8 protein-coding genes are annotated in these 8731 nt (G+C 49.7%); 7 read left to right on the top strand and 1 reads right to left on the bottom strand.

The window, feature by feature from the left end:
* Positions 1-254, top strand: a 254-nt coding sequence (locus DXC67_RS10435) for a hypothetical protein (protein WP_158551347.1), incomplete at its 5' end; no start/stop codon positions are given.
* Between the two features lie 251 nt (positions 255-505).
* Here the strand turns inward: DXC67_RS10435 and DXC67_RS09815 are convergent.
* Positions 506-1147 carry a hypothetical protein gene (locus DXC67_RS09815; protein ID WP_117638230.1) on the bottom strand — a complete coding sequence of 214 codons (642 nt, stop codon included), beginning with the start codon at positions 1145-1147 and terminating at the stop codon, positions 506-508.
* 857 nt (positions 1148-2004) lie between these two features.
* On the opposite strand from DXC67_RS09815, the gene DXC67_RS09810 reads away from it, so the two are divergent.
* The 6 genes from DXC67_RS09810 (at position 2005) to DXC67_RS09775 (ending at position 8700) form a co-directional block, all read left to right on the top strand.
* Positions 2005-2517, top strand: a complete 513-nt coding sequence (locus tag DXC67_RS09810; RefSeq protein ID WP_117638229.1) for a hypothetical protein — start codon at positions 2005-2007, stop codon at positions 2515-2517.
* Complete coding sequence (locus tag DXC67_RS09805) at positions 2504-3403, top strand: hypothetical protein (RefSeq protein WP_117638228.1); 900 nt, start codon at positions 2504-2506, stop codon at positions 3401-3403. The genes DXC67_RS09810 and DXC67_RS09805 overlap by 14 nt, the downstream gene beginning before the upstream one ends.
* Before the next feature lie 584 nt (positions 3404-3987).
* Entirely contained in the window at positions 3988-4320 is a 333-nt protein-coding gene (locus DXC67_RS10850; protein WP_347494735.1) for a DUF2188 domain-containing protein, read from the top strand.
* A 271-nt stretch (positions 4321-4591) separates the two neighbouring features.
* A complete protein-coding gene (locus DXC67_RS09790; protein WP_117638225.1) occupies positions 4592-5524 on the top strand; it encodes an Abi family protein in 933 nt (310 codons plus the stop codon).
* Between the two features lie 551 nt (positions 5525-6075).
* A complete protein-coding gene (locus tag DXC67_RS09780; RefSeq protein ID WP_117638223.1) occupies positions 6076-7485 on the top strand; it encodes a hypothetical protein in 1410 nt (469 codons plus the stop codon).
* 507 nt (positions 7486-7992) lie between these two features.
* Positions 7993-8700, top strand: a complete 708-nt coding sequence (locus tag DXC67_RS09775) for an SIR2 family protein (protein ID WP_117638222.1) — start codon at positions 7993-7995, stop codon at positions 8698-8700.
* The last annotated feature ends 31 nt before the right edge of the window (positions 8701-8731 follow it).

Genomic DNA, 8731 nt, shown 5'->3' with positions numbered 1-8731 from the left:
CGACGGATCCCGTCCTAAAGCCCGCGGCTGCGACGCCCAAGACAATCACGACAACCAAAACGACCGTGACCAAGACCATGGCGTCCACGCCATCCAAGGCCAAGACTGCTGGCGTCTCCACCGTCACGCTCCCCAAGACCGCCGACGGCAACTGGATCGCCGCCTCCCTGGCGCTATTCCTGCTGGGAACAGCGCTTGTGTTTGTTAACGTCGTGATTGCGGTTCTAGGTAGGCCAAAGCGTAACGGCGATTGACCGAAGTGCCATACACTTTCTAGGTAGGGGCAATTGCAACGTGTATGACGCATAGCAGGGGCGCGCCGGCTATTCAAAGAAGCTCGGAAGCCTCTATGCGTCTGTGCAAAAGCGCGTGAACGAGCTCATCTCTTGAGCCCCCAAGAAATTCGCGAGCGCATCAACTCGGGCGTGGTCACTCTGCTGGCCGCGCCCCTCTGCATCGCGCTGCTGCTGGTTTTACCATTTCTGATTTGGGATAGGCACCTTCGCTAGCTCCATGCAAGTGAATTGTGGTCCCACGTGGATTCTTTGGGCCCGATCGCGAGCGCGGGCCCGAAGGCTGTAGTAGCTGGCCCATGCCTGGCGCGACGGATCGCAGACGCTTTCCTGGCTGCCGCCGTCCCATAGGTGGACACGTCCATGCGCGCCTTGGCCTGGGACGAGGCGCTGGTCTGGGTTACGTGGAAGGTCGTCGCGGTGCCCGCGGGGGCGTCGTTCCACGAGACGGTGAAGGTGACGCCGTTTTGGCTTGCGGTTGCGGAGTGGGCGTAGCCGGTTTGTGACGTGGTGGAGATTGCGGCGGGTGTGGGGTTGGTCTGGGTGCTGAGGGATGGGGCGGGGGTGCCGGTTGCGGCGGTGGTGCCGGTATTGGTGGCGTAAGCGCTTTCCGTGTTGGCTGCGCTGGTGCCGGTGGATGTTGCGGTGCTGTCCTCTACGGTATCTGCTGTCGTGCTTGTGTTGGTGCCGTCTTCGGCCTTGCCTGCGTCGCTGCTCGTTGCGTCGGCTTGCGCCTGCTGCCCGGCGGTTTCTTGAGGCTGCATAGCTTCTGCGATGGCTGCCATAGGCAACGTCGCGCCGACCATGGACGTGCACGCGATCGCGCAGAGCAGGTAGTAAAGGGATCGTTTCATAGCGGAGCCTCTCGGTGAGCAGCCAATAGGGTCCGAAGGCAGCTCCAGGCCAGCACTCCGCACATATTTTGTTGGGGATTATTTTACGGGAACCCCAGTCAACATCAGCGAACTTTCTGGGGAATGTTGGGGAGGGGAGAGGGCTGTGGATCCGCTTTAGTCCTCGGCGGGGCTGTTGCTCGTGTTGGGTTGGCTATACGCGATGCGGTAGCTTCAACATGATGTCGTCTTGCGATTCTTCGAGACTCGACACCGAGACCTTCCAGGAAAAGTCCGTGAGGTTGCTGCCTAGGTTGATTGCGGCTGACGACCGGGCAATAAGCGAGTGTCTCAACATGTTGGTCAAGCAAAATCTTTTGTTAATTTAGAACTGACATTCGATATGAATTCGTTTTGTCAGGCGATAAAGTGCGGAGCCCCATTTGTATTTATGCAGGTCAAAAGGTCTGGCTCTAGGGGGATTTGGTGGCCCGCAAGTTGCCGATTATTTTTACTGAAAAAATTGCTGCATCTACCTGTTAAAACACAACATCTTGTGATCTCGATCAAAAAACAATACAGGATATGGAATGAGTGAAGGGCTAAAATTGAAACAACGTGAAACGTCGTTTCCCCATTACAACTTAATTGTACGGAAGGAGCCGGATGGTATAGCTGTCAAAAATGAGGCCATGTAGATGGTCGGTTTAGTTTCTTTAGGGGCGTGTGCGCCTGTCGGTCAATGGCAGTATGCGCCCCCTTTTGCCCAAATCATTTACAAATAGCTTTTCTTCAGCAACCTGACACTTGCGTGGCAGGACGGTTAAGTTTGCCAAAAATTGCGAAGGATGGCTTTGATTCTTGGAGGTGCGTAATTATTGGTCAGTAACTGTTTTGATGATTTGCTCGGGAAGATCTCTGCTTACGATTTCTTTAACGTGCTCATACCGGGTGCGCTCGTAACATACTCCATAAGCGAGATGCCGTTGGGTTGTTATGTTGACAGCTCCGATTGGCTGGCGTTGTTTGTGATGAGTTATGTTCTCGGCCTCATTGCTTCGCGAATTGGTTCTCTCTGTATTGAGCCGTTGGTTCGCAACCTGAAACCTATCAGAAAACGGGACTATTCTGCCTTTGCGTATGCTCAGAAAAACGACCCAAAGGTCGAGCAACTCTTAATGATTTCAAACATGTATCGCAGCCTGGCGGGGGCCGGTGTCCTGCTCGTCATTATTCTGCTTGCATCATTGTTGCCGGAATCTCATCGGCTTCCAGCGGCGCTGTGCTCTTTTATCGCCTTATTTATTGCCTCCTGGATCAAACAGGAGCGGTATGTAGAAAAGCGAATCAACTTCAATCTTGAGGAACGTGATAAGCATGAGCGAGATTAAGTCCCTGTCCGTTGGCAACGGCGACATGTTTTATGTCAACCACAATTCTGATAACTTCAGCATGATCGATTGCAATATTACCGATGAGCGTAAGTCGGAAATCCTTGATGAGGTCAAAAAGCTCGCAGGGAAAAAGGGCGTCGTTCGTTTTATCAGTACGCACCCGGACCAAGATCATATTCAGGGTATTGAGTATCTTGATGAGCTTAAGCTCATTCCGAATTTTTATTGCGTCGACAATAATGTCTCCAAGTCCACGGAGACCGAGAGTTTTAAAAAGTACAAAGAGCTGAAGGGCTCGCCGTGCGCTTACAAAATATACAAGGGGTGTAAGCGCAAATGGATGAACGTTTCTGATGGTGAGCGCGGTTCTGCTGGGATTAGCGTCCTCTGGCCCGATGTGAATAATGAGACCTTCCGGGATGCTTTGCGGGATGCCGAAAGCTCTGATAAACCCAATAATATTAGTCCTGCGATTGTCTACTCTCTTGAGGAAGGAGTCCGTGCGCTTTGGCTTGGTGACATGGAGAATGACTACATGGTGGCGATTGAAGACGACATCGCACTTTCGCCTGTGGACATTCTTTTTGCACCGCATCATGGACGGAAGTCTGGTCGCGTCCCTAAGACATGGCTGGATAAGTTGGAGCCTCGGTTGATTGTTGTAGGAGAAGCCCCGTCAGACGAGCTTGATTATTACTCGAATTACAACACTCTGACACAGAACAGCGCTGGCGACATTTTGTTCTGTTGCGAGGCCGGTAAGACTCACGTTTACGTTGGATCTCCTTCTTATAGCGTCAATTTCTTGGGTGAAGACCCTAATGCTCCGCGAGTGAAGGGTGCGCTGCGTTATTTGGGCTCTTTTGATTGTGGTGACCGTTAGTCCTGCTGTCGTTTCGTTCATTCGTGGCCTGCCCACGCTTTTACCGGACAGGCCTAGATGTGTCCTTTCATCTCATTGAGATGGTGCAGGATATTGTCCTGTGATACAAAAGCTCTACGGGAGCTTTAAGGGTGACGCTTTCGACAAGAGAGTGTTGCCCTTTTTTCATGAGTGTAATGATGTGTATTTAGGCGTTTTGTTAACAAGGTTACGCGGGATGCCCTGGAATGCCTCGGCGGTCGAGCTTAGATTTGAGGCACCGTAAAAGACGTTGCCGTGCGGGGAATGTCAGGTGCTGTCAACGATGTCGCTCTCTCGCGCCGTGAGCATGCGGAAAAACAGCAAGAGCCAGCTGGCGTAGATGCCCGTCCCGTACGCTAAAGACTCTTCCAATGAATTGCCCTGCTCGCCGGGTAGATCATGGTAGTAGCTGGCTGCGTTTATATAGAGGCGTCCGTTTACCAGGTTTCCGATGTACGCCTCTTTGGGTGCGAACTTCAGTGCCCCAAAGCTCTTTCGCCAGGGTGTGAAGGGCGACCAGAAAGCCAGGTGGATCAACGGTCCTGCTGTGTGCGCTTCGTTTTATGTCCGCACCAGTGCTTACACTTTTGAAAACGGCACGAGGGCGTCTGTCACATATCTCATGCTGTAGACGCATCGGCAAGTTCAGAGTTAAAGGCGAGGTAAGTATGAAAGGCAGAAATCAGCACGTTACGATGCGCTCGGATGGCAATTGGCAGATTAAGGGCGAGGGGGCATGTCGCGCTTCCTTCGTTACGACGACCCAGAGCGAGGCAATAAAGCTCGGTCGGCGCATTTGCTCCAATCAAGAGTCGGAGTTGATCGTCCATCGTCGCGATGGCAGAATCCGCGCAAGGGATTCCCATGGCCACGACCCCTTCCCACCGAGGGGATAAGGGGTCGGCTCCATGCCGACAACGGCCCGTAATATCGCGTCCGTTGTCGCTAAATGACTTCTTCATTGTGGCGAAATAGGAGCTTGGGGCTATTTTACCTGAATTGGTTGTTTGGTCTCTTCAAAGGGTTGATTTGGGGGATTCGTGGTATTGGATTGACGGACCCCGAGTTCTCCCTTAAAGTAATCGTTGTGATGAGGCCTTGCGACGGTACGTCCGGCTTGGTCCGTGGGAACCGCCGAAAGGCGGTTTTCGCGTTTAAGGGGTCCAAATGGATAAACCATTTAAATCTATTGATGAGCAGATTGCTATTCTTGAAGGCCGTGGACTCGAATGCGATAACAATACTCGTTTAGTTTTGGAGCGCGAGGGATACTATCCGGTTATTAACGGCTACAAGGATTTATTTCTCGACCAGCGCGGAGATTCTTGCCACGAGCTATTCGTAAAAGGTACGAAGTTTTCTGATATCTATCGTTTATTCGAATTCGATCGAACGTTGCGCCTGCTGATGTTTGAGTATTTTAACAAGGCGGAAGCAGTTCTTAAAACCGTCTGCTCTTATCGATTTGCCATGGCTCATAAAGATAGCCCAGAAGCATACCTTGATAGAGATTCCTATCGTGCTGATGCCGGCTATCGAAAAAAGATCGACACGCTTATCGGTGATTTCGAGAAGGTGCTATGTAGGTCTAAAAAATGGAACAGTGATTATAAAAGGGACTACATTCGTCATTATGAAAATAATCACGACAATACGCCGGTATGGATTCTTATGAATTACCTAATGCTTGGCCAGGCATTCAAGTTTTTCGAGTTTCAACCAGAAAGCATGAGAAATTCCATTGCCAAGTCGTTTTCTGACCTTTATTTCGAGACACATGAAGTCCATAAGCGCATCAGCCCACGAAGGCTAAGACTTGCGTACGATCATATTAAAGATTTTCGAAATATCTGTGCGCATGACGAGCGTCTATTCTGCGCCAGGGTATCTCCGTCTCACGATGTCAATCTAGTAGGGGTTTTAAGCGATCTTGAGCTAGTGCTGACTGAGGATGACTATAAGATTTTACGCCGAAATATACTGCTTGATGCACTTAAGTTGAGCGACGAGCTCAGCAACGATGCCAGCGCAAAAGTGCTTTTCGCTATGGGCGTTAACGATTTGCCGAGCGTGTTTCCTAAGGAAATATTGGGGTCGTAATCGACGCGAGCGATGAATTTACCCTACAAGTTGGATGCGCATGAGATCGCGCAGAGCAGGTAGTAAAGGGGTCGTTTCATAGCGGAGCCTCTCGGTGAGCAGCCAATAGGGTCCAAAGGCAGCTCCAGGCCAGCACTCCGCACATATTTTGTTGAGGTTTATTTTACGGGAACACCAGTCAACATCAGCGAGCTTTCTGGGGAATGTTGGGGAGGGGACGGATGGTGGGCCCGCTTTGGTCCCCGGCGGCGCTCTGACCCGTGCTGGGTTGACTATACGCGATGCGGCAGCTTCAACATGAGGCCGTCTTGCGCCTCTTCGAGACTTGTTACCGAGACCTTCCAGGAAAAGCCAGTGAGGCTGCTGCTCAGGTCAAGCTCTGCATGGGCGTATTCTTCGATTTTGTAGTCTTGGTTTTTCGCCGGGTTTCTTAATTGAAGGCATTTGATCCGGGGAGCGTAAAACAACAGTTTCAAATATTGTCGCTTCCTGTTCAATTTTGTCTATCTACAATTAATCGCAAGCGTATGACTTGAGGAGATTGTTTACAGGTGGAATCGGTCACTATTCTTTGGATTGTCTTTTATGTCTTTACCGGTTTGGTGAGCGTTCAGCTTGTCCGCTTTGCTGGGCCCTTGGCGATTGGAGGGCAATACACCGTCGAAGAACTGTACCCCTCCGATGAGTCGGGCAGGTTGAACGTTGCCTACCGAATTCTCGCTCCAACAATTTGTTGCCAGCTCCCCGTGTTTATTGTGGCTGCGATTTGCGATGCGTTTTCAGTTCCAGGTCCTTCGCTGCGATACATGCCCACCCTTTTCTATTGGTTGTTTCTTGGGGTAATCAAGCATGCAAGGGGTAAATTGCGGTACCGGACCCTTCCTTTCTCATTCGAGGCGTTCATGTCTCTTTTGCTGTCCGTCGCATTCGATCACTTTGTTATCGATGGCTATCTCGGAGGACAGGGGCTAGATGTGCTTGATACTTCGAGTATTGCCTTTGAGTTTGAGCTGGCATTATTTGGTGTTGTGACCTTTTGGATTTCCACCTTTTTTAAGCGTTATCAAATTAAGCGTAGCCGTGTGCGCTCATATGTCATTCCGTCATATGTTGTTCCGTCGTACTCCGTATTTAATTACTCTTCAATTGATACGGGCGAAGCCAGGCTATTCGCATACGAGCGTGAATATGGTGATCTTTTACCTCAGCGTTTTTCGAATGATCTCCTGTTGAGAAGTGTTTTCTTCGCAATTATGGCTATAGAGGATGGGAATCGTCCTGAGTTCATCCGAACGATCGAGCGTATGGCCGCTCATTTCCATTTGGCAAATACTACGGGGATAATGCAGCAGAAGAGCGAGACTCCTCTGTCTGATAGGGATAGCGTTAAACTCGCAATTCCCTATATTGAGAGCATGTGGGACCAGTTCCTTGTTGAATTCGGTCGTTCTGCTGAGGGATCCGGGGGAGACGGTCTGCGAATTTTCATGGGCTATTACACCTACGACTACTTGATGTTGTCGCGGACTATCCGCAATCACTTTGCGCCATTTTATGGGGACTATTGTGGAACGAGATTACTTAATGCTAATCACGTATTTTGCGATGTTCTGGAATTTGAGGAAAGGCAACGTTACGGATTGCTTCCAAAGACGGTTTCTGCGACTGGATCGATATGCGCCACTGAGCTTGGATGGCTTTCTGGGGAGTACTGTTATTGGGCCGATTACAATACGGTTGTATCCTGCCTGAATGAAAATGATGGCAATGGCGTTAAACTGGTCAGCAAAAATGATGTGAATAAAACCCAGATAACCGAGACGACCTTAAGGCTTAAGGAGCAAGGTGTTTCCGTTCTTGAGGCCAAGTATGTGCCCGGCGCTTCGGCGACCATCGTGTGCATCGGCGATTCCTCGAAGATTTCGAGTACTGTCGGTAGTGACTGGATGGTTGTTAGCTAGGTGAATCATCTTTGCCTTTCCGCATATTGATTGCGCATTCTCGTGCACGGACGCGAAAATGCTTCGCATTAGTTTCAACGCGAAGAGTATTTGCTACATGATTAACTTTTTTGGATGCGCAATTACTGCGCATCTAGGTTAACATCCAGTTAGTGATGCAGTTGTCGTGGGCTCTACGTGAGGCGATGACAAAGGAGGGTCGTTGTTTGGTTGTTATCGGCAACGGCCCTTTGATTTTAGGAGTTACTTTGGCGATGGAATTTTAGACTTTCGCTCAACTTATCGAACTCCTAGAGAGTCATGGCGTTCTAACTGATGCCGCTGCGCTAGATTGCCTGAGGCGCGAAATGAATATTTGCTCGTCGGAACACTGCTGAATATTGGGTCACCTGTGCGGTTCGAATTTTCAATTGTCGAGCAGCTTTGTCTCCGATGAAGTCTTGCAATTCTAGTAAAATCCAAACATATGTTCTATACTTATGGAAGTAGCTTGTTTGGAGGCGCTAGATGGAAGTCGGAAGAGATGACATTGTAGAAAGCGTTGTACGTTTGATAAATGGGGTGGGGCGTAGCCCATATTTATTCGTCGGCTCGGGCTTTTCCCGTAGATACATGGGTACCGACGATTGGGTTGGTTTGTTAAGGCACCTCTGTTCCCGTCTTTCCGATGATCCCTTTCGGCTTGACTCGTACCTGGCACGTTGTCCAGATGAGTCTGACAATAGCGCATTGCCCTCTGCCGCGACGATGCTTGATAAGGATATGCGCATAGCTGTTCTTGAGGACCCTCGCTTCGCTTCTTTTAGAAACGATCATGTAGAGGACATTCGTCAGCGTAAATCTATTTTAAAGATCATGGCGGCCGAGAGGTTATCCTCGTTCAAACCTGAATATATGACGCATGAGCTTGATATCTTGAGAGAGGTTGGCAGGCGGCGTATCTCTGGAGTTATAACAACCAACTATGACTGTCTCCTGGAGTCGCTATTTCCCGAGTTTAAAGTTTTTGTTGGCCAAGACGATCTCGTCTTTCACAGAACTTTTGAAATGGGTGAAATCTATAAGATCCACGGTTCTATGGATAATCCTGAATCTATGGTTCTTGAGGAGGCAGATTACGCAAAACTCGCCGAAACACAGGATTACTTGGCTGCCAAGTTGTTAACTATTTTTATGGAATACCCAATTATTTTGGCTCTGTTAGACCATAATTGACATATAGGTGATGCCACCGTGGTATAATGGA

Source organism: Collinsella sp. TF07-1, from assembly GCF_003437235.1.
Taxonomy (GTDB): domain Bacteria; phylum Actinomycetota; class Coriobacteriia; order Coriobacteriales; family Coriobacteriaceae; genus Collinsella.
The sequence above is the reverse complement of the archived record's forward strand: the minus strand, read 5'-3'. Positions and strand labels throughout refer to the sequence as shown.

Bases quoted from the DNA above. Each gene is read 5' to 3' on its own strand.
- DXC67_RS09815 (WP_117638230.1), bottom strand. From the start codon at position 1,147: ATGAAACGATCCCTTTACTACCTGCTCTGCGCGATCGCGTGCACGTCC.
- DXC67_RS09805 (WP_117638228.1), top strand. From the start codon at position 2,504: ATGAGCGAGATTAAGTCCCTGTCCGTTGGCAACGGCGACATGTTTTAT.
- DXC67_RS10850 (WP_347494735.1), top strand. From the start codon at position 3,988: ATGTCCGCACCAGTGCTTACACTTTTGAAAACGGCACGAGGGCGTCTG.
- DXC67_RS09790 (WP_117638225.1), top strand. From the start codon at position 4,592: ATGGATAAACCATTTAAATCTATTGATGAGCAGATTGCTATTCTTGAA.
- DXC67_RS09775 (WP_117638222.1), top strand. From the start codon at position 7,993: ATGGAAGTCGGAAGAGATGACATTGTAGAAAGCGTTGTACGTTTGATA.